Origin of the sequence: Corynebacterium meridianum (assembly GCF_016342265.1) — a bacterium.
In the GTDB taxonomy this organism is placed as follows: domain Bacteria; phylum Actinomycetota; class Actinomycetes; order Mycobacteriales; family Mycobacteriaceae; genus Corynebacterium; species Corynebacterium meridianum.
In genome coordinates, this window is sequence record NZ_JAEIOS010000009.1 from 59,840 (window position 1) to 82,840 (window position 23,001).

The following is a 23,001-nucleotide window of genomic DNA, read 5'->3' on the forward strand; positions in this document are numbered from 1 at the left end:
CCACCATCCAAAGGAGAACCACACATGTCATCCCTCTCTTTCGACGAGCGCCTCGCCGACATGAAGTCCAACCGGGCCGCAACGCACTCCGGTTCCGGTCTCTACCACGCCAACATCAACGTCCTCGACCGCTCGACCCTCGAGGACGCGGTGGAGAACCCCGACAAGTACCCGAACCTCACCGTCCGGGTGTCCGGGTACGCCGTGAACTTCGTGAAGCTGACGAAGGAACAGCAGCTCGACGTCATCTCCCGGACGTTCCATGAGGGCGCCTGACATCACCGCCCGCTGAGGCACGGAAGTACCGAAAAGGAGCACCACCATGTCCGACGGGATCAACTCCCCCGTCGTCGTCGCCCCCTCCGAGGGGCCGAGGATACGGGGAACCGCCGAGGGCATCGGTGGTGCCCACTCCGTACTGCCCGACGACACCGAGGGCCGCAGCAAGCTGTTCGCGGCCCGGCGCACGGGTGATGTCGGCCTGGTCCACTCCTGGGAGCTGGTGACGGCGGTCGACGGTCCGGGAACCCGGATGACGCTGTTCCTCTCCGGCTGCCCGTTGCGGTGCCAGTACTGCCACAATCCGGACACGATGGAGATGCGGACCGGCACCCTGGAGACCGCCGAGGACATCATCGCCAAGGTGAAGCGCTACCGGGCGGTGTTCCGGGCCTCCGGCGGCGGACTGACCATCTCCGGTGGCGAACCGCTGTTCCAGATCGCGTTCGCCCGGCGGGTGTTCACCGCCTGTCACGACGCCGGGATCCACGTCGCCGTGGACACCTCCGGATACCTCGGTTCGCGGTTGACCGACTCCGACCTCGACTCGATCGATCTGTTCCTCCTCGACGTGAAGTCGGGGGACCCGGACACCTACCGCCACGTGACCGGCCGCGAGCTGCAGCCCACCATCGACTTCGGTGACCGCCTCGCGGCACACGGAAAGAAGATCTGGATCCGGTTCGTTCTCGTCCCCGGGCTCACCGACGACCCCGACAACGTGGGCAAGGTGTGCGACATCGTCTCCCGGTGGAAGGACTCCGTGGAGCGCGTCGAGGTGCTGCCGTTCCACAACATGGGCCGGGACAAGTGGCACGAACTCGGCATGCACTACAACCTGGAGGACACGAAGCCACCGTCCCCCGAGGCGACGGAGGCCGTCCGGGACCGGTTCCGCGCACTCGGATTCACCGTCCACTGAACGGCCCAGCGCGACAATCACCGGGATCAGGCTATCTTCCTCCCCTCCCCGCCGGGTACAGGCCGGGCGGCGCGCCCGAGCATTCCCCGCCCGGCCGTCAGGTGCCGGCGGGAAAACCCGAACATCCGGACCGGGGCACATCGAACACGTCAGGTCTTGTCGATGAATTCCTGTTCCTCGACCTCGACGTCACTGACCAACTGCTCCGCGAGCCTGCGGTTCCTGTTCACGAGTTCCACCGCATCCCGCGAGGCCCGCTCGATCATCGGGGCGTCATCGATCAGGTCGAGCAACCGGACGTGGCGGCGGCCACCGGACTGTGCGGTACCGAGGACGTCCCCCTCCTGGCGGGAGCGCAGATCCAGCTCCGCGAGCCGGAAGCCATCCGTCGTCGCGGCGATCGCGCTGATCCTCGCGAAGGAATCGGTGTCCTCCGGTTGGTCGGTGTGCAGGAGGCAGAGTGAGGCGTGCCCGCCACGGCCCACCCGCCCACGCAGCTGGTGCAGCTGACTGACACCGAAGTTGTCGGCCTCACGGATGTACATCACGGTGGCGTTGGGCACGTCGATGCCGACCTCGATGACGGTGGTGGACACGAGGACGTCGATTCCGCCTGCGGCGAAGTCGGACATCACCCGGTCCTTGTCCTCGGGGTGCATCCGGCCGTGGAGCAGCCCCACGGTGAGCTCGGGGAAGATCTCCCCCTGCAGCATCTCAAAGGTCTCGGTGACCCCTCCCTCACCGTCGATGCGTGGGCAGACGACGAACGCCTGACGACCCGCCGCCACCTCCTCGCGGATGCGTTCCCACGCCCGGTTGACCCAGGCGGGCTTCGCTCCGGGGACGACGGAACTGCTGATCGGGCGGCGGCCCCCGGGAAGCTCGCGGAGGGTGGAGACCCTGAGGTCACCGAACGCCGTCATCGCGATGGTGCGGGGAATCGGGGTCGCGGTCATCACCAGCAGGTGCGGGGTCATGCCGTCGCGCCCGGCGCTGCGCAACCGGTCGCGCTGTTCGACGCCGAAGCGGTGCTGCTCGTCCACGACGACCAGGCCCAGATCGAAGAACTCGACTCCGTCCTGGATCAAGGCATGGGTGCCGACGACGATGTCCGTCTGTCCGGACACGGTGTCGAGCAGGGCCTGTCGGCGCCGTGCGACGGTCATCGACCCGGTCAGAACCGTCACCGTCGCCGGCACACCGGCAGCCATGAGGCTCGCCGTGATGCTGCGGGCGTGCTGGACGGCGAGCACCTCGGTGGGGGCGAGGAGAGCGCACTGCCTGCCGGAGTCGATGGCCTGGAGCATGGCGAGCAGCGCGACGATCGTCTTGCCGGAGCCGACCTCCCCCTGAAGCAGCCTGCTCATCGGCTGCCGTTCGGCGAGTTCCCGGGAGATCTCCTCGTTGACCTCCCGCTGCCCGGCGGTGAGGGGGAACGGGAGGTTCGCGAGCATCGTCGCCTTCTGCCCGTCCGTGAGGTCCGGGCAACCGGGTGCGATGCGGGTGGCGGCATCGGCGCGGCGCAGCGCCATGACGAGCGCCAACGACAGTGCCTCGTTGTACTTCAGACGCTCGATGAACGGCTCGGGTCCGCGGGCGTCGGGTTGGTGGATGCCCCGGATCGCCTCGTCGAACCCGACCAAGCCGTCGGGCACCACATCGAGTGGTTCGGGTATCTCGGACGTCTGGGTGAGCACGACGTTCACAGCGCCGAGCAGCGCCCAACTGGTGACCCCTTTCTTACCCGGGTAGACGGCGAGGTACTCGAGCTGGGAAAGCAGCTCCTCGAGTTCCTCCGGGGATCCGAAGTCACCGAGGGTACGCAGCGATCCCGTGGCGAACTGTCTCCGCCCGGGTTCGGGAAGGATGACGTACGCGGGGTGGGAGATCTCCGCCTGACCCCGGTAGATACGGAGCTTCCCGGAAAACATCGCCCGGACACCGGCCTTGAGTTGTCTCGCCGGGAGTCTGGCCTGGAAGAAGGTCGCGGACAGGGTGCCTGTGCCGTCACTGATCGTGATACGGTGCATCTGCTTCCCGGTGGACGTGTGGCCGGTCCTGGCCGAGATCACCGTACCGACGCAGGTGACCGTGTCTCCCGGCTCCGCGGCATCGACGTTGACCCCGGCACCGTGGTGCGACCAGGCGCGCGGAAAGTGCAGGAGAAGCTCGTCGACGGTGATGTACCCGAATGCCTTCTCCAGTGCGGCGGCGTTCTTCTTCGGGATCAGATCGTCGATTCTCCGGGTGTCTCGCCAACCGAGCATGGGTGCTACTCCACCCCGATCTCGGCGAGATGCGCGAGCCCCTCGGCCGGATAGACCATCACCTCGATCTCGGCACCGCGCTCCACCGCGCTGTTGACACCGGGTAGCTGATCGGTGAACCTGGCGAGATCGATCTCTGCCGCGGCTTCGTCGGTGAGGAGCAGCGTGACCAGTTCTCCACCCCGTCCGAGCAACCGGGTGCAGGCCTGTTCGAGTGCGGTCTGGAGATCATCGGCGACGAGGAGAACTCCGGTACCGCTGGTGACGAGAATGTCCCCACGGGAACACGGGCCGGCCAGGGTGAGCGCGGCTTTCTCCGCTCGTTGCAGGATGGCGGTACGCATGGAGCCCGCAGCCTCCGCCATGGCGTAGGAATCAACCGCCACGGGTTGCTCCGGATCGTGGACCGCGAGCGCGGCGATGCCGCTGACGAGCCGCGCGGTGGGCAGGATCGTCATGGTGCGGTCCGCGGCATGGGCGGCGAGTTCCGCCGACACCATCTCCCTGCGGGTGAGCAGGCCGTTCGGGAGCAGAATGACCTCGCCGATACCGCGGCTGCGCAGTTCCGCGAGAATCCTGGAGACCGTGTCGGTGGCGTCGTCACCGGGTGAACCCGGGGTGATGACTATCGCACCGGCCTGCCGGTACAGTTCCGCGAGCGGGCCGTCGGGTGCGAGTGCCATGACCGCACGGTGGAGGGTTTCAACCTGTGGACTCTCCGGCAGCACCTCCAGACGGAGATCGCTCACCTCACCTGCCCGGTACAGCTCCTCGATCACGGGACCGGGAACGCTGCTGTGGATGTGGACGGTGGCGGCACGGGCGGGACCGTCCGGATCGGTGTCGGCGGGTGCGAGGATGAGGCTGTCGCCCATCTCCGCCAAGGTCGCGCGGAGCGACCCGAGGGTGTTCCCGCCGCTCAACCGGATGAAACACATGATCTCGAGCTCCCGGTGCCGTCCGTGCCGACCGTCGCAGACGGCGTTGTCGACCGTGACGGGGTGGGCCGAAAGAGGGGCACCAAAGGAATCGATCACGCCATCCTCTCTGGCGATTCCCTCGATCTCATCGAGCAGCGACTGGAGCAGAACGACGAGTCCCGCTCCACCGGCGTCCACGACACCCGCCGACCGGAGCACCTCCAGTTGGGAGGGGGTCTTCATCAGGGCGGTGCGGGCCGCGTCCACGGCGGCGACGGCCGTCTCCCGGAGGCCCCGCCCGGCCTGCGCCGCGGCGACGGCGGTTGCCCGGAGGACGGTCACGACGGTGCCCTCTACCGGTTCCGTGATGGCGCGGTCGACCAGGCGCACGGCAATTGCGAGGGAGTTCTTCAGGCACTCCCCGTCAATGTTCCCGCTCGCGGCGGCCTGGGCGATACCGCTGATGACCTGGCTGAGCACCACACCCGAGTTGCCCCGGGCGCCGCGCACGGATCCTGCGGCCAGCGCGGCTGCGACGGCGTGCGCGCTCTCCTTCTCAACCTCGTCAAGCCTGGTGGCCTCGGCGAGTGCGGCCTCCATCGTGAAGGTCATGTTCGATCCCGTGTCCGCATCCGGGACGGGAAAGACATTCAGCCCGTTGATCTCCTCCCTGCGGGTGGACAGCGCCTCCACCGCCCGTTCCGCCCACGAAAGGAGGGCGGTTCCGTCGAGGGATACGTCTGGGGCCATGGTCGACAAGTCTACAGACGCCAGTCCACGGGCTGCGCACCCTGGGAGGTGAGGATCTCGTTGGCACGGCTGAATGGACGGGATCCGAAGAATCCCCGGTGTGCGGAGAGCGGGGACGGGTGCGGGGAGCAGATGCACGGCGTGTCGCCGAGGAACCGCTGCGTGTTCTGGGCGTCGCGACCCCACAGGATCGCGACGAGTGGCCGGTTCCGCTCGGCGAGTGCGGTGATCGCCGCTTCGGTGATCTCCTCCCAGCCCTTCCCGCGGTGGGACGCCGCAGCACCGGGACGCACCGTGAGAACCCGGTTGAACAGGGCGACACCCTGCTTCGACCAGGGGGTGAGGTCACCGTCGACCGGCATGGGGAATCCGAGGTCCTCGGAGTACTCCCGGAAGATGTTGGCCAGTGACTTGGGCAGGGGACGGACCCCGGGTTGGGTGGAGAAGGACAGCCCCATCGCGTGTCCCTGTGTCGGATACGGATCCTGTCCGACGATGAGGACCTTGACCTCGTCGAAGGGATAGGTGAATGCCCTCAGTACGTCGGTCCCGGCGGGGAGATAGCCGCGGCCCGCCGCGTTCTCCGCGCGGAGGAAGTCACCCATCCGGTGGATGGCCGGCGCCACCGGTTCAAGCACCCTCCGCCAGCCTTCCTCGACGGGGAGGGCCGTGGTGCGGTCCTCGGACATCTGCACGGGGTTGTCTGTGTCACTCATGGTGTCTCCGAGTCTAGGATGCCGCCGCCCGACCCGGGAAAACTGTCCCAACCGGCGCTGTGGACGGGGGGCACCGAATCGACGGTGACGGTGGCACCTGCCCTGCGGCGGTGGACCGCTCCGATCACGCGGAACCCGCTGGGGGCGTCCTTCGATGTCGTGCCTATGAGGGTGTGGTCCTCTCCACCGGTGAGGACCCAGGTCCAGGGGTCGACTCCCAGGAGTTTCCCGGCTGCGGTGAGGAGTTCGTCGGGTGCGATGGCGAGGTCCGCCAGGTCGATGCCGACCTGGCTGCGCCGGGCGATGGTACCGAGGTCGGTGATGAGTCCGTCCGAGTTGTCGGTCATCGATGAAGCGCCGGCGGCCCGGGCGATGACTCCCCTGCCCGGATCGACGGTGGGGGCGAGGTGTGCGTCGACGAGACCGGAGAACTCCGCGGGCACCTGTTCCCGCCCGTACCTCTGCAGGAGCGCGAGTCCGGCCGCTGAATAGCCGATGCGTCCCGAGGCGACCACAGCCTGGCCCGGCCGGGCGGCATCCAGGGTGAGTGCGGGCAGGCTTCCGCCGAGATGACCGATGGCGCTGACGCTCACCACGACGTGCTCTCCCCCGGTGAGATCCCCTCCGGCGAGGTCGGCGCTGTAGGCGGAGACGCGGTCCCCGACTCCGCGGGCGAGTTCGGTGATGAAATCGACGGGGGTGTGCCCCGGTGTGGAGAGCGCGAGGACGACGGCCACGGGTCGGGCCCCCATCGCCTCGATGTCGGCGAAGTTCTGCACGACGGCCTTGTGCCCGATTTCGGCGGCCCGGGACCAGTCGAGACGGAAGTGCCGTCCCTCGACGAGCATGTCGGTGGTGACCACGGTCCGGGTGTTGGGGTTCGGCAGTGGGAGTACCGCCGCGTCGTCGCCGTTACGGTGGGAGGGGGCCGCGTCGAGGATCGCCCGGATCGTGGCGCGTTCCCCGATCTCGGCGACGGTCGGACCGGTGTATCGGGCGGGAAATTCGGTGGCCACGGCGTCGATCACTCTTTTTCGGTGGAGGGGTACGGGCAGGAGTGCACATTACCCGGCGACTAGGATGGGGTTCCATGACCACCGAGCATTCCACCCCATTTAAGCGCGTTCCGTTGTACATAGCCCTGGGGCTCTCAGTGGCACTGGTGATCGCCACCCTGATCGGGGCGAAGATCGTCTACCGGAAGGCTGCGTTGCAGCCCGTCTCCATGTCCACCATCGATTCCCCGGACGCGGACTCCCCGGGGTGCTCGCGGTTCCTCGACGCACTCCCCCGGGAACTCGCGGGGCATCCCAGGGCCGAGCTCACCGACCCAGCTCCCGCGGGTGCGGCCGCGTGGCGGTCGAACTCCGTCAGCAGGATCACCCTGCGGTGCGGTGTCTCGCTCCCACTGCAGTACACGACGCTGTCCGAGACGACGGACGTCGACGGTACGGACTGGATCCGGGTGGACGACGCGACCACGGGTTCGAGTCTCCGGACGTGGTTCGCCGTGAACCGGACTCCGGTGGTGGCTGTGACGGCCGATGACCGAGCGCTGGATGGCGCCGGGGCCCCGGTGGCGGAACTCTCCGGAGCGCTCGACACCCTGGACCGCACCGACCCCGCCCCCGCTCCGGCCCCGCTCTCCGAACTCGGGCGGGGAACCTCCGATCAGGGCTGCGACAAGCTGCTCCCCTCTCTGCCGGAGAAACTCAGCGGTGCCGCCGGGTACATCCGTATCGAGGACGACCGGATCAGTGCAGCCGGTCTGCCCGCCGGTTCGGCTGCGTGGACCGCACCCGGTGCGGAACCCGTCGTCCTCCGGTGCGGGGTCGCCGAGGCCCCTTCCTACGAACCCGGCGTTCAGGTGCAGCAGGTCAACGACATCGCCTGGTACCGGGACACCACGCTCGCCAACGGCACCACCGCCGGAACCTGGTATGCACTGGGCCGGACGGCGAACGTCGCGGTGTCCATGCCGCAGGCGGCGGGGAACACCGCGATCGTCGGCCTCGGTGACGCGATCTCCCGGAACATCCCCGGGGCTCCCGGTGCCCGGTAGCGGCGGTCCCTCCTGCTTCACCCGTCCCGATCAGTCCCAGGAAGGACCACGATGACCATCCTCCGCAGCGCGAAACCGGACCTGCCGGGTTTCGACCGCGTCGCCGGCGTGTACTCCGACCCGGACTGGTGCAGGTTAGTCGATTCGGAGGATCCCGCCGTGGAACCCGCGTATCTCTCCGACGGACAGGGTGCCTTCCTCGTTGCCCACCACTGCCCCACGGCGCGGCCACCACACCACCCCGCGGGTCTGGTCCTGGGTGGATGCACCGGCAGAGCCTCACGGCTCCTCCTCGATGACGGGGTGCCGGAGGCGCGGCTGTCAGCTCTGATTGATTCGGCGGTCGATCTGTTTCCACAGTCGCGTGGTGCCTGGACGTGGCCCTGCCTCAGCGGAGATGATTCCCGGCGCCTGATCCGCGCACTCGGCTACGACGCCTCCCATCTGCGTCTCGCCGGCGCGGACTGCACGGTATCCGTCTCCGACGGCGGTATCGAGGCGCACATCGCCGCGGCGCTCCAGTCCCGCGAGCGCCGCGAGGACGTTCGCGGAGAACTCGCCGCATTCGCCCGGGGGACGGTGCGGATCACCGCTGCCCCAGCCACGTCCGCTGACTGCCCCTCCCCCGCCGTTCTCGGCCCCCTGCTCGGATCGGTGCAGCGGGCCAACGGGTACTCCGTCACCGATGCACGGGCGATCGATCTGTTGGAACGCCGGCGCCGGTTCCTGGCCGATTCGTCGACGGTATTCACCGCCACGGAAGCCACCGGAGAGATAGTCGGATTCAGTGTGCTCCGGAAGGTCGGGGACGCGGCGACCGTAGACGTGGTGGGCCTCCGCGACCCGTCCCGGGACGCCGTCGCGGGTCCGCTCTACGCGCACCTCGCACTCTGGGAGCCGCTGGCGTGGTGCGCCGAACCGAACCGTGGCGTCGTGACACTGCACCTCGGGATGCAGGCGTTCGAGGCGAAGACCAGGCGGGGCGCCGCGATGCGCTCCCTGTGGACCGTCACCGCACCCGCACGAAAGGACTAGCGGACTGACCGGGTGTCTGTCAGCGCAGCGCGCGGGCGACGAGAATGTCCAGCAGCTCGCCGTAGGCGACGCCGGACGCGGCGAGTACCTGCGGATACATGGAGATCGGGGTGAACCCGGGAAGCGTGTTCACCTCGTTGATCACCGGACCGGACGGTGTGGCGAAGAAATCGACCCGGGCGAGCCCGTCTGCGTTGACGGCGCGGAACGCGGCGACGGCCATCCGGCGGATCTCCTCCGTCGTCGGCTCATCCAGTGGAGCCGGGATCTGCGGGGTGACGGCGTCATCGAGGTACTTCGTGTCGAAGCCGTAGAATCCCTCGTCTCCGGAATCGGTGCCCTGGAGTTGCGCCGGGACCGAGGCGAACAGCCGACCGTCCGGGTACTGCAGGACACCGACCTCGACCTCGGGGCCGGTGATCTGGGATTCGACGATGACCTTGTCGTCCTCGGAGAACGCGGTGTCGAGGGCGGCCGGGAAGTCCGACCAGTCGGTCACCCGGGACACTCCGATGGAGGATCCGCCCTGCGCGGGTTTCACGAAGACGGGCAGACCCAGGCGTTCGCGCTCGGCGGAGTCGAGGTCCCTGTGCTCCCGGAGGATGATCTCCGGGGCGACCGCGAGACCCGCCGCCGCGAGCAGCTTCTTCGTGTACTCCTTGTCCATGCAGCACGCTGACGCCAGGACGCCGCAGCCCACGTACGGCACTCCGGAGAGCTCGAACATCCCCTGGACGGTGCCGTCCTCGCCGAACCGGCCGTGCAATGCGGGGAAAACCACGTCCACCTCGGCGTGCACCTGCCCGGCACGGGCCCCGTCCAGCACGATGAGCCTTCCCCGGGAGTCCGGATCGAGGGAGAGCCGGAGGCGCTCGCGGAGCCGCACCTCCGGCAGGGTGCGCCCGGAAATTGTGAGCGCCCGGGGATCGGGTTCACCGACGGTCCACACGCCCTCGCGCGTTATTCCGACCGGTACGATCTCGTAGCGCTCGGGGTCGAGGTGGGACATGATCGCGCCGCCGGTCACACATGACACGGAGTGCTCGGAGCTGCGGCCCCCGTAGACGACCGCGACGCGGATGCGGCGGTCGGATCCGGGGGTGCCCCCTACTGGGGCGGTACTGGGTTCAACGGGTGAAGTCACGACCGTCATCGTACCGAGCGTCCCCGCCAGGTGTCCTGTCCCGTACTATTCCGCCTTCTTCGAGCGCCCCATGAGCGCCCGGATCATCGTGTCCACGTCCATTCCGCCGTGACACACTCCGACGACGGCCTGGGTGATCGGCATCTCGACGCCATGTTCTCGGGCGAGCTGCCAGACGGACTGAGACGAGATGACGCCCTCCGCGACCTGGCCGTGGGTCGCCCGGGCCGCGTCCTCGAGAGAATCTCCGCGGCCGAGGCATTTTCCGAAGGACCGGTTCCGGGAGAGGGGCGATGAGCAGGTCGCGATGAGGTCGCCGATGCCGGCGAGACCCGCGAAGGTGCGGGCGTCGGCCCCGAGGGCCTCCCCGAGTCGGGAGATCTCCGCCAGCCCCCGGGTCATCAGCGACGCCAGGGAGTTCTCCCCCAGCCCCTTGCCGGTCGCCATACCGCAGGCCAGCGCGATGACGTTCTTGCACGCGCCGCCGATCTCACAGCCGATCACGTCGTCGTTGGTGTACGGGCGGAAGTAGGGTGCCGCGAGTGCCGCCTGGACCGCTTTCGCCCGCTTCTCGTCGGTGCACGCTATGACCGTCGCCGCGGGTTGTTCCAGGGCGATCTCGCGGGCGAGGTTCGGCCCGGACAGGACCGCGATACGGTCCGGATCAACCCCGGCCACCTCGGCGATCACCTCCGTCATCCGGAGGTGGGTGCCCCGCTCGATGCCCTTGGCCAGGCTCAGGAGGGTCGCGTCCTCCGGAATGAGGTCCCGCCATTCGGACAGGTTCTCCCGGAGCGTCTGACTTGGGACCGCGAGGACGACGATGTCGGCGTCCTGCAGCGCCTTCGCTGGCTCGGATGTCGCCCGGATCTCCCGGGGGAGAACCAGCCCGGGTAGGTAGTCGGTGTTCTCGCGGCTGATCTGGATGGTGCGGGCGACCTCGCTGCGGCGGGCCCAGAGTGTGACCGCGCTCCCGGCGTCGGCGAAGACCTTGGCGAGGGTGGTGCCCCACGAACCGGCACCCATGACTGCGACTCTGACCATGATCGTTCTCCTCGTCCTCGGTGTCCGGTGCGGCGGACCCCTCCGCCGGCGGTTCCCAGAAAACACTCACCCGATTCTAACGCGTGCGGTCGCTTCGCCACCGTGGGGACATCCGGGAGTCCTTCTGCGGACGGCACGTGGTTTTCGCTTTGCGGCAGGGAACTGACCTGGTCCGACGATCGCATGACCTAATTCGCACCGATGCTACAGCCGGAGGTACGGATTTCGTCGGAACGGATAGAGCACACCAAGAGGGTAGCGGGGGACTGAAAATTCCGCCGATGAGCCCGTCTGTGGGAACGCCCCCACCACCAATCGTTGCAGTTGTTCTCGGTTTCACGATTAAGTAAGTCCCTATAAATTGAGCCGAGCCAGGGTTAAGGTTAGAACAACGAAGGGGCTGAGCCTCTCTGAAGCATGAACATCCCGGTTCGGTCCGAAACCCCACCGGCCCGAGAATGAAACCCGAAGAAAAACGTGTCACCCGAGACCATTTTCAATGGAACGCACTCCAGGATCAACTGTCTCACCCGGCGGATTCTCTCGCCCCCCGAATGCAGGCACTGACCGGTCAGAAGGTTTGCAGGCACCATCGAGAACCCCACAGAACAACCAGAATTCGTCCCCGACAGAACACCTCCTCGGCGCACAGCGCCCGGAAGAGCGGCTGACCCATGGAACTCCCCCACACAGATCGGGAAGTGACCGAGTTGACCGTCTTCAGCTCCGGCGGAGCGGCTTAGATGAATCCCGATCTTGCCCGCCTGGCGCGGACGAACAATGCTCAACGGGTTAATTCGACCAAAAATCAAGTAACATTTCCGTACGAGAAATTGCTCGAAAAGGTTCCGGATCACCATGATGTCATTTTGCTCCCAATACAGCGCGGAGAGCAGAACCGTACGCAACGGGAAAATCTGACCACCACATGGGGCCCACATTGGGCTTCGCGAGATCGGGAGGGAATACAGCCCCCCCATCAGAGGAAGGCACTACGCACCGTAAGGTTGCGTGCCACCAACGACAGTATAGAATCAATGGCGCCGCCGTTTTGAATGCGGCGTTACATGCACATGCAGCTGCAGCGACTGAGGTGGCCAACGTTATCCACGTCGTACCCGGAGTGATCAGGTACCAGTTCCCCGTGACGGCGACTCCCTCCAAAGTCTGATGCGAACCCCAAAAACCGGCGGTCAAATTGTTCTGGCGCACCTCGAGTTCTTCTGGCACATCTGGAAATCAAAACGCTCAAGGGCCTGAACTTGCCGGACCTATCCCGCAGATCCCGAATGTAGGACGGAGGGACTGCATCGACGATTTCTCGCCGTTCCCCAAAGATGCAGACCTAAGAACTCTCGGAGAAATTGGCAACATGTCATCACCTCAAACAATATCTCAAGACGTCATAAGAAACTCGACCCTCATCACCCCATGGACGTTTCGATCACCAATTAAAGATGAATACAGAATCGATAAGGCTGCGAAGACACGGGTGACATGTGATGAGTGATCAGGATGCGCCGATGATCAAAATGGAATCATCGACAAGATTCGAAGCGATAATTAGATCTGCGAATATTCAATCCAGGTTCATTTCAATTGGCAGATCCATCATCGCTGTCACACAATTGATCTTCATTCTCTCCGTCTCGCAAGAGATACGATTCGCGGAAGTTGGTCCGCAACCGTTCGGACCGCGCTGTCAAAGTTGGAGTCAGGCCGGTTTGTACTGCGTGGTCGGTAACGAAAATTTGGGCCTTGCTGACGTGATGATTGCGTTTGGGCTGATCCTGGTCATAATCGGTTTCTATCCGCGGTGGACCGGATTTTTGCATCTCTACATCACCTACACGATATCGATTGCAGTCACTCTCCCGGACGGTGGAGAATCTGTAGCTCTCATTTTTGTTGGCCTGCTTGCGGTTGTGAGTTTGAGTGACAACAGGCGCAATTGCTACCTCGCAAACCTTGACATGGATCGCATTCCGGCCCCCTTAGAGGGAATCAGTCGGACTGCGATCATTTTCGGCCGAGTTCTGTTGTGTTTCCTTTACGCCGGCGCTGCACTTATCAAGCTCGGTGTTGCCGACTGGAACAGTGAAACTGCACTCTACCATGCCACGAATAATACTACATTTGGTGACTGGTACCAGCTTCTTGAAACATCTGGAACTTCCGAGCATGGCTGGCTTTCAGCGGTGGCTACCTGGACGCCTGTAGTACTGGCATTTTTAATCTCGATCAATGCTATCGGCACCGCTAATATGCGGCGCTTCGCATTCACCTTAGTTGTTGTCCTGCATGGCGGAAATTTCCTTAGTACGGGCCTTGCCAGTTTCGACCTGATCATGATCGGCTGCTTCCTAAGCGTAATTACACCACCTAATCGCTACACGCATGTCTCGATCCTCTCCACATCGACAGATTCCGCCGCCCTGGATAATTTCGTGGCAGTCAAGGCGGACATTCGTCCGAACCCTTTCATTTCCCTTTTCGGATTCCATCAGGCGTTCACTCGCCCCGTGGTGTGCTGCGGTGGGGTGGCCACGCAGGGCCGTTGGGGAGGTGACCTGGCTCTGGTCAAGATCGGCGAACCAATAGTCGTACGGATGCGTTACAAGCTGACGAACAAACTACTCGGCCACAGTACAGAGGTACTGGTTCATGACGAGAGCGATAGAATTCGTGCACGTCTGGGCCCACTGAACGGGTCCCCGTTCAAAGTTGAGGTCATCTCCGACGGGCGCCCGGATCCCGGGTAGTTTCAACCTACCGATTGCCCGGCGGGAGACGGCTGCAGCAAGCGCTTCGCCGCATGATTGAACTCGGAAGCCTCATTCTCGGCTCCAGGGAAGATGGGATGAAGTCGTCATTCGAACAGCAGAGGGGCGGAAAAGCCCTCTTGATTGTCTAGTCTTTCCGTGTTTCTCAGGATAACTGCTTTCGTCGGTGTCCTCCCGGTGGATAGAGGCCCCCAAGCTTGAGTGATCCTGAAACTACGTTGGATGTAAATACATCTGCTGTCCCACCAACTGCGCATGGTAGCTGGGACTCTCATTTCTTTATTTAGCCAGGCGCACACGAAAAGACCGCACCATCGCTGAACTGGTCCCCCGAGCGGCACGATTCTGACGGAAAAATAGCATATGAGCTGTGCCTGCGAGCGACCCATCGACCGGGAGCCCACCGGGGACCAGGCGCACACGAAAGGAGCCTCGAACACGGTAAACGGTGTGGTCCGCGCGGGTATGATGGAAGTTTTCCCGTCGGAAGAGGGGATCGCCTCTGGTGGCGGTTTTTCTGGGCGGTTCTGCCTTTCTGCGTGTCGTTTTGTTCCAGTACACCTTGTGACGTCCCCCGATTTCACCCACGGGCCGCTCCAGGATGGACAATGATGGGGACAGCACCCCGTCAAACCAGCCAAGGAGAGTGGAAACCAGATGGCAAAGAAATCGAGCGAGTCCGACAAGGACCGCAGTAATGCGCTGAACGTCACGGGGCGTTTCCAGTCCATTCCCGCCCACCCCGCCGGCGAGTTCCGTAGGTGTACTCTCGCGGCCGGCGCCGTGCTGTGGCGCGGCGAGCTCACCGATCCGGAGAGCGTCGAGGTAGCGGTCATCCACCGTCCGCGCTACGACGACTGGTCCCTGGCCAAGGGCAAGGTGGATCCCGGCGAGTCCCTGCCACAGACCGCCGCCCGCGAGATCCTCGAGGAGACCGGCTACGAGGTCCGCCTGGGCAAGTTGCTCGGCCGCGTGGCGTACCCGGTCGCCGACCGCACCAAGGCCGTCTACTACTTCACCGGCAAGGTCATGCACGGTGAGTTCACCGCGAACGACGAGGTGGATGAGATCCGGTGGCTCCCCCTGTCGGAGGCCCGCGAACTGCTGAGTTACGACGTCGACCGCCAGGTGCTCGACAAGGCGGCCAAGCGGCTGGCGGTCCCGGTGGACACCCGTCTGCTCCTGGTCCGCCACGCCCACGCCTTCGCGCGCCGCACCTGGTCCGGCAACGATGACGTCCGCCCGCTGGACAAGAAGGGACGTCGCCAGGCGACGGCACTGACGGAGCTGCTCACGCCCTACCGGCCCGACCGAATCTACTCTGCAAAACCTGACCGCTGCGTCGCCACGGCGGAGCCCCTCGCAGCACACCTCGGCCTCGACATCGAGTCCGACGTGCTGCTGGGCGATGAGGGGTGGACCACCGCGATGAAGGACTCGAAGAAACGCTTCGGCGAGATCATCTCCGGCGGTGGGACTCCCGTCGTGATCTCGCAGGGACTCACGATCCCCGATGTGATCGCCTGGTTGTCGGCCGAGGGACGTCTCCCCCTGCACGAACCCGAGGCGAAGAAGGCGTCGGTGTGGGTGCTCACCTTCACAACCGACGGCGAGCTCACCGGGGCGGACTACCTCGTTAGCCCCCTGCCCGTGAAGTAGCACGCACGGACCTGGGGTGCGGTGGGACGGCAGATCCACCATCCCCGTAAATTCCCTTCCCAATCCAGGCGGTGAGGAGCCCTTCATGGATATCGGTCTCAAGATCAAACAGTCACTCGCGTCTTACTTCGGGGTGCTCCATCCCGGGATCGACCGCCCGACGCGGCTGACCGGAACGACACTGGCGGCTGCCGTTCTCCTGGCCGCCTGCACCCTGTACGGAGTCTGGATCTCCACTCCGGAGCGGTATCGCGTCGAGGTGATCCAGTGCATCGTCATCGTCGCCCTGATCGTCGGCATTCAACGCTTCGCGCAGATGATGGACGATGACGATTTCACGTACCTCTGAACCACGAACGCACGGAGATCCGGAGTCCCGTATCAGCCCTGGCGGGTCACCGGTTTGAACGTCGGCCGCGCGGCCTCGTGGCGGCTGATCGCGGGCTCGTCCCGCAGGGTCAGTCCGATGTCGTCCAGGCCCTCGAGCAACCGCCAGCGGGTGTAGTCGTCGACGGTGAAGGGCAGGACGTGGGATCCGGCTGTCACGGTGCGTTCGATGAGATCCACGGTGAGTTCCATGCCGGGGTCGGCGTCCATCAGTTTCCACAGCATGTCGATGTCGGTCTGTTCCATCTGCGCGGCGAGCAGCCCGGACTTGCCGGCGTTTCCCCGGAAGATGTCGGCGAAGCGCGAGGAGAACACGACCCGGAACCCGTAGTCGATGAGCGCCCACACGGCGTGCTCGCGGGAGGAACCCGTCCCGAAGTCGGAGCCCGCGACGAGGATCGAACCGTCACGGAACGCGTCCTGGTTGAGGACGAACTCGGGGTCCCTGCGCCAGCTCTCGAACAGCGCGTCCTCGAATCCGGTACGGGTGACCCGTTTCAGGTAGACGGCAGGCAGGATCTGGTCGGTGTCGACGTTCGAGCGTTTCAGCGGGACGCCGATCCCGGTGAATTCGGTGAACTTCTCCATTGTTTTCCTCTCTTCGCCGCTCAGACGCCCGCGAGTGCGGGAACCGGGTCAAGGTCGGAGGGCGCGGCGAGATGCCCGAGTACCGCCGTCGCCGCGGCCACCTGTGGTGACACGAGGTGGGTGCGTCCACCGGGTCCCTGGCGTCCCTCGAAGTTGCGGTTCGAGGTCGAGGCCGCCCGTTCACCCGGTTCCAGCTTGTCCGGGTTCATCGCCAGACACATGGAGCAGCCGGGCTGGCGCCAGTCGGCACCGGCGGCACGGATTATGGAGTCGAGCCCCTCCGCCTCCGCCTGGGCGCGGACCACGGCGGATCCGGGGACGACGAGCATGCGGACGCCGTCGGCGACACGGCGGCCGTCCAGGACCGCCGCAACCGCCCGGATGTCCTCGATCCGGCCGTTGGTGCAGGATCCGACGAACACGGTGTCGACGGTGATCTCCCGCAGCGGCGTGCCGGGCACGAGGTCCATGTAGGACAGCGCCTTCTCCGCCGCGATGCGTTCAGTCTCGTCGGTGAAGTCCTCCGGGTACGGGACACGGCCGTCGAGCGGCAGCCCCTGGCCCGGGTTGGTGCCCCAGGTGACGTACGGCGTGAGTGCGGAACCGTCGATCTCTACGACGGTGTCGAACTCGGCGCCGTCATCGGTGCGGAGGCTGCGCCAGTAGTCGACGGCGGCGTCCCAGTCCGCACCGGTCGGGGTGTGCCGCCGGCCCTTCAGATATTCGAAGGTGACGTCGTCGGGGGCGATCATGCCGGCCCGGGCACCGGCCTCGATGGACATGTTGCACACCGTCATGCGTGCCTCCATCGAGAGTTTCCCGATGGCTTCTCCGCGGTACTCGATGATGTGCCCCTGCCCACCCCCGGTACCGATCTGCGCGATGATCGCGAGGATGAGGTCCTTTGCGGTCACGTCGTCCGGCAGCGTCCCGGAGACGTTGACGGCCATGGTCTTGAAGGGCCTCAGTGAGAGCGTCTGCGTCGCCATGACGTGTTCGACCTCGGAGGTGCCGATGCCGAAGGCGATGGCGCCGAATGCGCCGTGGGTTGCTGTGTGGCTGTCGCCGCAGACGACGGTCATTCCCGGCTGGGTGAGCCCCAGCTGCGGACCTGCGACATGCACAATGCCCTGCTCCGCGGTTCCCATGGGGAAGATGGGGACTCCGAACTCCTCGCAGTTCCTCCGCAGGGTGTCCACCTGGGTCCGGGATATGAGATCCTCGATCTCGATCACAGCGCCGGTGGTGATCCCGGAGGTGGGCACGTTGTGGTCCTCGGTGGCCAGTGTGAGATCCGGCCTACGGAGCCGCCGTCCGGCGAGCCTGAGGCCGTCGAAGGCCTGCGGGGACGTCACCTCGTGCAACAGATGCAGGTCGATGTACACCAGGTCTGGGTCGTCGCCCTCCCCCTTGGCGACGATGTGATCCGCCCAGACCTTCTCCGCGAGGGTGCGGGGTCCGTCTGCTGCGACGCCGGCGGCGGCAACATCGTTCGGACCGGTCATGTCGGAGCACCTCCGTGTGTTGACTTTTGCGGGAGCCGGAGGGGGAGATGGCTGTTCTTCCCCTCGCTTTCCCACAACATGGGATGTTAATATCAGAATATGGGACAGTATAGCTCACCGGACGTCAGCGAAGGAAGCGGAATCAAGGTCCTCGACCGCGCCGTGCTCATCCTCTCCACGGTCGCCGAACAACCCCGTTCACTGGCGGAACTCTGTGAGTCGACCGGACTCCCCCGCGCCACCGCGCACCGACTCGCAACCGCCCTCGAGGTGCACAGCATGCTGACCCGCACCGGCGACGGCAGATGGTGCATCGGACGCACCCTCACAACCCTCGGAGCGAACGCCTCCGACAAACTCATCGACGCTGCACGCCCCGTGATGAGCGCACTCATGGAGACCACCGGTGAATCCGTCCAACTGTACCGGCTGACGGGAACGACCCGCACCTGCATCGCCTCCCTCGAGCCCCCGTCGGGCCTGCAGAACACCGTCCCCGTCGGTTCCCGCATGTCCCTCACCGCCGGATCGGCGGCCCGGGTATTCATGGCGTACGCTTCCCCGCAGCTCCGGGGCGTCATCCTGCCCGACGCCGCCTTCAGCACCGATGATCTCGAACGGGTCCGCCGTCTCGGCTACGCGGAATCCGTAAGCGAGCGCGAGGCGGGTCTCGCCTCACTCAGCGCCCCGGTGTTCGAGGACGCCGCCATGGTCGCGGCCCTGTCGATCTCCGGGCCAGCGGAACGTCTGCGCCCCCATCCCGGCCAGAAGTGGGGCGTGGAACTCGGCCGCGCGGCACGCGAACTGTCCGCGATGCTCTAGGCATCCCGAAACACGAAAAAGCCCGGACCTTAACGGTCCGGGCTTTTCCTTTTTGTACCCCGTACGGGATTTGAACCCGTGTTACCGCCGTGAGAGGGCGGCGTCCTAGGCCCCTAGACGAACGGGGCATGCCTTGTGGACTCGCATTACTCTAGGCGACCACCAAAGCAGTGACAAATCACCTGCACAGAGAACCTTTTCCACAATCCACCGTGGCACCCACCCCCTACGGGTCAGACGACATCGCCGACACCCACGCGACCTCCGGCAGCAATCCTTTTGCATAACCGAGATGACATTGCTAAATTATGTTCATCATTCCATTAGGGTCGACTCACACAAGGAGCCCGATGACCGTCTCCGCACACACATCCCCGCCATCGATCATTCTCGACGTACGCGATCTGCACTGTGATCGCGGTGGCACCGAGATACTCAAGGGGGTTGATCTGACCATCCCCGCCGGTGGAATCCTCGCGGTACTCGGTGCCAACGGCGCAGGAAAGACCACCCTGATCAACGTCCTGAGCACACTCATTCCGTTCACCTCCGGTTCGGTGAGCATCGCCGGCCACGACCTGGGATCCGACCCGACCGGGGTCCGCAACTCCATCTCCCTCACCGGCCAGTTCGCCGCGGTGGACCAGGAACTGACCGGGACGGAGAACCTCGTGTTCTTCGGGCGCCTCGCAGGTCTGTCCCGCAGGACGGCCCACGACCGTGCAGCGGAACTGCTGGATGAGTTCAACCTCAGTGATGCCGCAGACAAACGCCTGTCGGACTATTCGGGCGGAATGCGGCGTCGACTCGACATCGCCGCATCACTCGTCGTTCCACCCGCACTCCTATTCCTCGATGAACCCTCGACCGGACTCGACCCGGAATCACGTGAGGCGTTGTGGACACAGATCCTCGACCTCCGCGACCACGGGATGTCGATCCTGCTGACCACCCAGTATCTCGAGGAGGCGGACCGGCTGGCAGACCGGGTCGCGGTTCTCAGAGACGGTCGGATCATCGCCGTGGACACACCGCAGAACCTCAAGTCCGAGTACGGCCGCCACCGGTGCTCGGTGTCCTTCCCGGATCACGCCTCAGCCGTCGCCGCGGGGGAACTCATCACCGCCCGTGGATACACCGCCCGGGACAATGATCTCGTCGTGGATGACAGCGGCGTCGTGGAGCTTCTCGTCCGTTCAGGTTTCACCGAGCTCAATCCCCTTCTGCAGGCTATCGATTCAGCCGGTATCACCATCACCGACGTCGGGATGACCCCACCTTCCCTGGACGACGTCTACTTCGCGCTCGCCCGCGACGGAATGCTGGCTCCACAGGGGCCGGACGGCGAAGGGGACGGCGAACGATGAACACACTCACCGCTCTGTGGACGAGGGGTGTCCTGCGCTTTCTCCGCAACCGCGCGGCGATGACCTCCGCTCTGTTCATCCCCGGTATCTTTCTCGTCTGCTTCTACAGCGTGTTCTCCGATGCGACGGCCATCTTCGGCATCGACTACGCAACCTTCCTCTATCCCGCGGCCATGATGCAGGTGATCGTGTTCGCTGCCGGTGGTTCCGCGCTCGACGTCGCACTGGACCGGGAGAACGGAATCCACTCACGTCTGGCGACGATGTCCGTCAGTCCGGGCCAGATCGTGACGGGACGCCTGCTGACCGACACCACCCGCGTCATCGTCTCCGGGGGCGTGGCCACACTCATCGCGTTTCTCCTCGGCGCACGCATCGACGACGGCGCGTGGCGGATCGGTGTGGTTCTCCTCGTGTTCCTTCTGCTCACACTGACGTTCTGCGCGGGCTTCTGCGGGCTCAGCCTCCTCGGTCGGAATCCGACGTCCACGGCACTGTTGATCCAGTCCGTGGTCATGCCCTTCATCCTCTTCTCGACGGCGTTCATCCCCGCGGAGGCCCTGTCCTCCACCGTCCGACCGATCATCACCCACATGCCACTGTCACCGATACTCGACACCGTCCGCGCGGTCATGTCCGGGTCCGAGATGGACCGGGGAACGACCATTGAGGCCGCGGTCTGGCTGATCATCCTCACGGTTGTCGCGGTCGTCGGTTTCTCCACCGCATTCTCCAGGGAGCACAAGTGACCCAGTCCATCCTCGCGCCAGCCGCCACACACGCCCGACGACTCTTCCTCGGTTGGCGGCGCAACCCGTCCGCCGTCATCAACACCCTCGGGACCCCGATCCTGATGACGCTGATCACCCGGGCCATGTTCGGTGATCTCATCCGGGCCGTCCACCCGAAGGGTGAACTCGACCTCCTGCCGCTGACCGTCATGATGGTCTTCGCGGTGGAGTTCATGCTCACGATCTCGACATCAGCGGAGATGATCCGGGAAAAGCGCCTCGGCCTGACCGCACGGTTCGCCACCACCCCGTCCGGGATCCGCTCGTACATCGCCGGAAACCTGCTCTTCATCCTGTTCCGGATGATCCTCGGCGGCCTGCTCGTCGTCGCGGTCGCCGTCCCCTGTGGACTTCGGATACACACGATCACAGCCGGGGTGTGGCTGGCGGCGTTCATCGTCCTCGCCGGACTCACTGCCGGAGCACTGTCCGTACTGATCGGATCCGCATTCCAGACCCCGGAATCAGCGATGGTGATCGCACCGTTGGTGATGATCCTCCAGTTCTTCAACGAGGGTCTGATGCCCGCGAACAGGTTCGTTGCGGCGGTCCAGCCCCTGGCGGTGAATTCCCCGGTGAGCCATGCGGTCCGCACGGCGACCGGGCTGAACGACGGTACCGGTGTCGGGGACTCGCTCACCTTCAGTCTCCTCTGGTTCGGCGGACTTCTTCTGGTGTTCGCTTGGGGGGCGCTGCGGGCATCCAGGCGAAGTCTCTGACAGCAGATCCCCTTCCCCCTGAACGTGGTGGGGACCTGCCCCCCCCTGACAGACCGCGTCGGTAGCCTCGGCACCATGTCTACATACCCCTTCGAACAGTTCCTCTGGATCACGTACATCTTCGTGGCCGTCCCGTCGGCCGTGTGGGGCGCGATTCTCGCGGTCCTCGCATGGAGGTTCCCCAATGATCGTTCCGCGTCCGGACAGGGGCTGTGGCTGACCGGGCTCATCGGTTTCGTCTTCGGCGTTCTGGCGGCCATCGGCTGGTTGAGCTGGTCGGCGGACAGCCGCGGACAGTTCGTGGCGCCGGGATTCCCGCCGCCCGACGACTTCCCTTCCTGGCAGATCGCGGCCTGCGCCCTCACGGTCGGTGTTCTGTGGTTTTTGGCGGCCCGGTTGTCCGCGTGGCGGAAGCTCGGCGGGTTCAGCGCCGCGATCGGGGTGACCGCGGGGCTTGTCACCGCGTTCTGCATCGATGCCGCGACGGACGTCACGGGCCAATCGGGAATCGGTGCCGTGTTCCTCGGCGCCGGCGCCGGTGTTTCGCTGGCGTTCTGCGCCGGCATCCGGGCTACCTTTCTGGGCAGGTCGCGGGATACCTCAGCGTAGCGTCAGATTTGCCGGATCAGCGTAGTTCGACGATCTTCTCCGCGTCGCCGAGCCGGTCCCCGAGCCCCACGAGAACGAGGAACACGGCTCCGAGGAGGAACGACAGGCCGACCCACATTCGGTGGAACCTCGGTCCGCAGAGTCCGGCGAACCATGCGCCGAGAAACGCACCCAGCGTGTTGAACAGGATGTCGGTGACGTCGGAGTGCCCGAGCGCAAAAATGTACTGCAGTATCTCGATGCTCAGGCTCACCGCCGCACCCACGAGAGTCACCCTGCGGAGCGGTTTCGACCCCGATCCGACGATGATGTACAGCAGCACGCCGAGGGGAACGAAGAACGCGACGTTGCCTATTCCGTCGAACAACGGCGCGAACCAGCTCGATCCCCGGAAAGCCTCCGCGAGGGGCACGAGTTCCAGGGACCGGGTACGTTGATTCTCCGGGCGCCACAGGTGACCGATGACAAAGAATGCCTTGAGCATGGTCAGTGCGATCATCACCCCGCTGTAGACGAACAACGCTCCGAAAGCCGCCTGCCGACGTGCTGCGACCATGTGGCGGTTCCCCTCTTTCGACCCCGGACGGTTGAGGTCCCAGAATACCACCGGGGCTGGTGGGCCAGGCGTCCAC

Annotated in this window: 21 protein-coding genes and 1 tRNA gene; 12 read left to right on the forward strand and 10 right to left on the reverse strand. The window is 65.2% G+C overall.

All coding sequences use genetic code 11. The features are described from left to right. The first annotated feature begins 24 nt into the window (after positions 1–24). Positions 25–276, forward strand: a complete 252-nt coding sequence (gene grcA2, locus JDV75_RS12065; protein ID WP_198737278.1) for an autonomous glycyl radical cofactor GrcA2 — start codon at positions 25–27, stop codon at positions 274–276. A gap of 46 nt (positions 277–322) precedes the next feature. After that, the gene (gene pflA, locus JDV75_RS00325) at positions 323–1,201 is read left to right on the forward strand and encodes a pyruvate formate-lyase-activating protein (protein ID WP_198737279.1); all 879 of its coding nucleotides are present in this window, start codon (positions 323–325) and stop codon (positions 1,199–1,201) included. Positions 1,202–1,350: 149 nt separating this feature from the next. Here pflA and JDV75_RS00330 read toward each other — a convergent pair whose 3' ends face one another. From JDV75_RS00330 to JDV75_RS00345, 4 genes are read right to left on the reverse strand one after another with little or no spacing between them, the layout of a single operon-like run. Then, positions 1,351–3,468, reverse strand: a complete 2,118-nt coding sequence (locus JDV75_RS00330; RefSeq protein ID WP_198737280.1) for an ATP-dependent DNA helicase RecG — start codon at positions 3,466–3,468, stop codon at positions 1,351–1,353. Positions 3,469–3,473: 5 nt separating this feature from the next. Beyond that, positions 3,474–5,138, reverse strand: coding sequence for a DAK2 domain-containing protein (locus tag JDV75_RS00335; RefSeq protein ID WP_198737281.1), 1,665 nt, complete (start codon positions 5,136–5,138; stop codon positions 3,474–3,476). A gap of 11 nt (positions 5,139–5,149) precedes the next feature. Further along, complete coding sequence (locus JDV75_RS00340) at positions 5,150–5,854, reverse strand: uracil-DNA glycosylase (RefSeq protein WP_198737282.1); 705 nt, start codon at positions 5,852–5,854, stop codon at positions 5,150–5,152. After that, a complete protein-coding gene (locus JDV75_RS00345; RefSeq protein ID WP_198737283.1) occupies positions 5,851–6,870 on the reverse strand; it encodes a thiamine-phosphate kinase in 1,020 nt (339 codons plus the stop codon). The genes JDV75_RS00340 and JDV75_RS00345 overlap by 4 nt, the downstream gene beginning before the upstream one ends. 74 nt (positions 6,871–6,944) lie before the next feature. Between JDV75_RS00345 and JDV75_RS00350 the strand changes: the two genes are divergently transcribed. Both JDV75_RS00350 and JDV75_RS00355 read left to right on the forward strand, forming a co-directional pair. Then, positions 6,945–7,916, forward strand: a complete 972-nt coding sequence (locus JDV75_RS00350) for a DUF3515 domain-containing protein (RefSeq protein WP_198737284.1) — start codon at positions 6,945–6,947, stop codon at positions 7,914–7,916. 51 nt (positions 7,917–7,967) lie between these two features. Further along, entirely contained in the window at positions 7,968–8,951 is a 984-nt protein-coding gene (locus JDV75_RS00355) for a hypothetical protein (RefSeq protein WP_198737285.1), read from the forward strand. Between the two features lie 19 nt (positions 8,952–8,970). On the opposite strand, the gene JDV75_RS00360 is transcribed toward JDV75_RS00355, so the two are convergent. Both JDV75_RS00360 and JDV75_RS00365 read right to left on the reverse strand, forming a co-directional pair. Further along, the gene (locus tag JDV75_RS00360; RefSeq protein WP_248097093.1) at positions 8,971–10,095 is read right to left on the reverse strand and encodes a D-alanine--D-alanine ligase family protein; all 1,125 of its coding nucleotides are present in this window, start codon (positions 10,093–10,095) and stop codon (positions 8,971–8,973) included. Between the two features lie 45 nt (positions 10,096–10,140). Continuing rightward, positions 10,141–11,139: an NAD(P)H-dependent glycerol-3-phosphate dehydrogenase gene (locus JDV75_RS00365; protein ID WP_198737287.1), complete on the reverse strand. Its 999-nt coding sequence runs from the start codon at positions 11,137–11,139 to the stop codon at positions 10,141–10,143. Positions 11,140–12,641: 1,502 nt separating this feature from the next. Between JDV75_RS00365 and JDV75_RS00370 the strand changes: the two genes are divergently transcribed. From JDV75_RS00370 to JDV75_RS00380, 3 genes are all read left to right on the forward strand, one after another. Beyond that, complete coding sequence (locus tag JDV75_RS00370; protein ID WP_198737288.1) at positions 12,642–13,901, forward strand: hypothetical protein; 1,260 nt, start codon at positions 12,642–12,644, stop codon at positions 13,899–13,901. Between the two features lie 678 nt (positions 13,902–14,579). Beyond that, positions 14,580–15,581 (forward strand): NUDIX hydrolase, encoded by a 1,002-nt coding sequence (locus JDV75_RS00375; protein WP_198737289.1) that lies wholly within the window; start codon positions 14,580–14,582, stop codon positions 15,579–15,581. 85 nt (positions 15,582–15,666) lie between these two features. Next, positions 15,667–15,930 carry a hypothetical protein gene (locus JDV75_RS00380; protein ID WP_198737290.1) on the forward strand — a complete coding sequence of 88 codons (264 nt, stop codon included), beginning with the start codon at positions 15,667–15,669 and terminating at the stop codon, positions 15,928–15,930. A 32-nt stretch (positions 15,931–15,962) separates the two neighbouring features. On the opposite strand, the gene leuD is transcribed toward JDV75_RS00380, so the two are convergent. Next, a complete protein-coding gene (gene leuD / locus JDV75_RS00385; RefSeq protein ID WP_198737291.1) occupies positions 15,963–16,556 on the reverse strand; it encodes a 3-isopropylmalate dehydratase small subunit in 594 nt (197 codons plus the stop codon). Between the two features lie 20 nt (positions 16,557–16,576). Continuing rightward, complete coding sequence (gene leuC / locus JDV75_RS00390) at positions 16,577–18,061, reverse strand: 3-isopropylmalate dehydratase large subunit (RefSeq protein ID WP_198737292.1); 1,485 nt, start codon at positions 18,059–18,061, stop codon at positions 16,577–16,579. A gap of 99 nt (positions 18,062–18,160) precedes the next feature. On the opposite strand from leuC, the gene JDV75_RS00395 reads away from it, so the two are divergent. Further along, complete coding sequence (locus tag JDV75_RS00395; protein WP_198737293.1) at positions 18,161–18,883, forward strand: IclR family transcriptional regulator; 723 nt, start codon at positions 18,161–18,163, stop codon at positions 18,881–18,883. 55 nt (positions 18,884–18,938) lie between these two features. On the opposite strand, the gene JDV75_RS00400 is transcribed toward JDV75_RS00395, so the two are convergent. Further along, positions 18,939–19,011: transfer RNA gene (locus tag JDV75_RS00400), tRNA-Glu, on the reverse strand. 222 nt (positions 19,012–19,233) lie between these two features. On the opposite strand from JDV75_RS00400, the gene JDV75_RS00405 reads away from it, so the two are divergent. The 4 genes from JDV75_RS00405 (at position 19,234) to JDV75_RS00420 (ending at position 22,369) form a co-directional block, all read left to right on the forward strand. Next, entirely contained in the window at positions 19,234–20,250 is a 1,017-nt protein-coding gene (locus JDV75_RS00405; RefSeq protein ID WP_198737294.1) for an ATP-binding cassette domain-containing protein, read from the forward strand. Beyond that, positions 20,247–20,999 carry an ABC transporter permease gene (locus JDV75_RS00410; RefSeq protein WP_198737295.1) on the forward strand — a complete coding sequence of 251 codons (753 nt, stop codon included), beginning with the start codon at positions 20,247–20,249 and terminating at the stop codon, positions 20,997–20,999. The genes JDV75_RS00405 and JDV75_RS00410 overlap by 4 nt, the downstream gene beginning before the upstream one ends. Next, positions 20,996–21,760, forward strand: coding sequence for an ABC transporter permease (locus JDV75_RS00415; RefSeq protein WP_198737296.1), 765 nt, complete (start codon positions 20,996–20,998; stop codon positions 21,758–21,760). Before JDV75_RS00410 ends, JDV75_RS00415 begins: the two co-directional genes overlap by 4 nt. Before the next feature lie 75 nt (positions 21,761–21,835). Further along, the gene (locus tag JDV75_RS00420) at positions 21,836–22,369 is read left to right on the forward strand and encodes a hypothetical protein (RefSeq protein WP_198737297.1); all 534 of its coding nucleotides are present in this window, start codon (positions 21,836–21,838) and stop codon (positions 22,367–22,369) included. A 16-nt stretch (positions 22,370–22,385) separates the two neighbouring features. Here JDV75_RS00420 and JDV75_RS00425 read toward each other — a convergent pair whose 3' ends face one another. Beyond that, positions 22,386–22,925, reverse strand: coding sequence for a VanZ family protein (locus tag JDV75_RS00425; protein WP_198737298.1), 540 nt, complete (start codon positions 22,923–22,925; stop codon positions 22,386–22,388). Positions 22,926–23,001: the final 76 nt, after the last annotated feature.

Coding starts and splice junctions, on each gene's coding strand:
- JDV75_RS00330 (WP_198737280.1), bottom strand. CDS start 3,468: ATGCTCGGTTGGCGAGACACCCGGAGAATCGACGATCTGATCCCGAAG.
- JDV75_RS00380 (WP_198737290.1), top strand. CDS start 15,667: ATGGATATCGGTCTCAAGATCAAACAGTCACTCGCGTCTTACTTCGGG.
- JDV75_RS00370 (WP_198737288.1), top strand. CDS start 12,642: ATGAGTGATCAGGATGCGCCGATGATCAAAATGGAATCATCGACAAGA.
- JDV75_RS00350 (WP_198737284.1), top strand. CDS start 6,945: ATGACCACCGAGCATTCCACCCCATTTAAGCGCGTTCCGTTGTACATA.
- JDV75_RS00340 (WP_198737282.1), bottom strand. CDS start 5,854: ATGAGTGACACAGACAACCCCGTGCAGATGTCCGAGGACCGCACCACG.
- JDV75_RS00420 (WP_198737297.1), top strand. CDS start 21,836: ATGTCTACATACCCCTTCGAACAGTTCCTCTGGATCACGTACATCTTC.
- JDV75_RS00405 (WP_198737294.1), top strand. CDS start 19,234: ATGACCGTCTCCGCACACACATCCCCGCCATCGATCATTCTCGACGTA.
- leuD (WP_198737291.1), bottom strand. CDS start 16,556: ATGGAGAAGTTCACCGAATTCACCGGGATCGGCGTCCCGCTGAAACGC.
- JDV75_RS00425 (WP_198737298.1), bottom strand. CDS start 22,925: ATGGTCGCAGCACGTCGGCAGGCGGCTTTCGGAGCGTTGTTCGTCTAC.
- JDV75_RS00355 (WP_198737285.1), top strand. CDS start 7,968: ATGACCATCCTCCGCAGCGCGAAACCGGACCTGCCGGGTTTCGACCGC.
- JDV75_RS00365 (WP_198737287.1), bottom strand. CDS start 11,139: ATGGTCAGAGTCGCAGTCATGGGTGCCGGTTCGTGGGGCACCACCCTC.
- JDV75_RS00410 (WP_198737295.1), top strand. CDS start 20,247: ATGAACACACTCACCGCTCTGTGGACGAGGGGTGTCCTGCGCTTTCTC.
- JDV75_RS00395 (WP_198737293.1), top strand. CDS start 18,161: ATGGGACAGTATAGCTCACCGGACGTCAGCGAAGGAAGCGGAATCAAG.
- JDV75_RS00335 (WP_198737281.1), bottom strand. CDS start 5,138: ATGGCCCCAGACGTATCCCTCGACGGAACCGCCCTCCTTTCGTGGGCG.
- grcA2 (WP_198737278.1), top strand. CDS start 25: ATGTCATCCCTCTCTTTCGACGAGCGCCTCGCCGACATGAAGTCCAAC.
- JDV75_RS00375 (WP_198737289.1), top strand. CDS start 14,580: ATGGCAAAGAAATCGAGCGAGTCCGACAAGGACCGCAGTAATGCGCTG.
- leuC (WP_198737292.1), bottom strand. CDS start 18,061: ATGACCGGTCCGAACGATGTTGCCGCCGCCGGCGTCGCAGCAGACGGA.
- pflA (WP_198737279.1), top strand. CDS start 323: ATGTCCGACGGGATCAACTCCCCCGTCGTCGTCGCCCCCTCCGAGGGG.